Source organism: Mesorhizobium sp. M7A.F.Ca.CA.001.10.2.1 (assembly GCF_003998575.1).
In the GTDB taxonomy this organism is placed as follows: Bacteria; Pseudomonadota; Alphaproteobacteria; order Rhizobiales; family Rhizobiaceae; genus Mesorhizobium.
Map to the genome: position 1 here is coordinate 1 of NZ_RZQY01001082.1, position 1,166 is coordinate 1,166.

1 protein-coding gene and 2 pseudogenes are annotated in these 1,166 nt (G+C 61.9%); 2 read left to right on the forward strand and 1 reads right to left on the reverse strand.

What is annotated here, in order from left to right; all coding sequences use genetic code 11:
- A pseudogene (locus EN964_RS38985) lies at positions 1-178 on the forward strand (EamA/RhaT family transporter); the annotation flags it as partial.
- Between the two features lie 13 nt (positions 179-191).
- On the opposite strand, the gene EN964_RS35230 reads toward EN964_RS38985, so the two are convergent.
- The gene (locus EN964_RS35230; protein WP_127271360.1) at positions 192-788 is read right to left on the reverse strand and encodes a winged helix DNA-binding protein; all 597 of its coding nucleotides are present in this window, start codon (positions 786-788) and stop codon (positions 192-194) included.
- A gap of 110 nt (positions 789-898) precedes the next feature.
- On the opposite strand from EN964_RS35230, the pseudogene EN964_RS35235 reads away from it, so the two are divergent.
- Positions 899-1,166 (forward strand): annotated as a pseudogene (locus EN964_RS35235) (LLM class flavin-dependent oxidoreductase); the annotation flags it as partial.

Consider the following 1,166-nt stretch of genomic DNA (forward strand, 5'->3'; position numbering starts at 1 on the left):
TCTCAGCCAGATCGGTTATGTGGCGGCGGCCGTCGGCCTGTTTGCCGGAACCATCTTCCTCGGCGAGCACTATCAGCTGCTGACCTGGGCGGGCGCGGTCATCATCACCGCGGGCGTGTTCATCACCACCAGGGCACAAAGCCAGACCGGCACGAAGCTGCAAAGGCAGGCGGCGTAAGTGCTTTCGCGCCTCAGCCGGCGTCGGTTTCGTTCTCTTCGCCACCGGGTTCCGGCCTTGGGTGCCGGCGGCGATGAGTGGCCGCGGCGCGGGCCGCCTGTTCGTAGATGCCGGTCATCAGCTCCAGTGTGCGCGCCGCTTCCTCGAGCTTGGCCGCCATCTCCGGGACGCGTGTCACCGCTTCGATGAGCAGGACGGACCGGATGTCGGCATAGCGTTCGGTGACTCGAAACCCAAGCGGCGTGACCTCGTAGGTGACGCCGGCCCTGCCGCTGCCGGTTCGCTTGACCAGGCCGCCCTTGAGCAATTTGCGCAGGCTGTACTGGATGTTGGGGATGTCGTCTCTGTTGGTCATCTGCGCCAGGTCGCGGACGCTCTTTGGCCGGTCGTTCATCCTGATGATGTGAAGCAGCGCATTTTCCGGCCCGCTGGCGGAAAACTCGATCACCGTCGCCAGGCATTCCGCCTGCCAGTGGCCGAACGCCTCGTAGGAGCGCATCAGCGCATATTCGATTTCGGCGACGTCGATTTCGAGCGGCGTCCGCGCCAGATGCCAGCCGCGATCCAGCAGCTTGGCTTGTGTTTCCAATGGTTTGCGCCGGTCGTTCATCATGTCTCCCCGCCCGGCAGCATGCGCCGATCCGGCCGATTGCGTCCATATGATTTTATGATAGACTTTCTATTATAAAATATAACCTAAAAATGAGGAGAACGCGACCGATGAGCATGCTCGACAAGACCGCAGCCAACGCACAGCCCTTCTTTCTAGGGACCTTCGCTTCCAATTGTTCCGGCGGCATGACCGTCACCAAGGTTCCCGAACGATGGGTCAGTTCCTGGGACAACAATCTGCGGCTGGCGCATCTGCTCGACGACGCCGGTATCGATTTCATGCTGCCGATCGCCCGCTGGATCGGCTATGGGGGCGAGACCAATTTCCACGGCAACGTGCTGGAGACGATCACCTGGGCCGCAGGGCTCCTAGCGC

Excerpts from the sequence above, each read along its gene's own strand:
- EN964_RS35230 (WP_127271360.1), bottom strand. The coding sequence starts at position 788 with ATGAACGACCGGCGCAAACCATTGGAAACACAAGCCAAGCTGCTGGAT.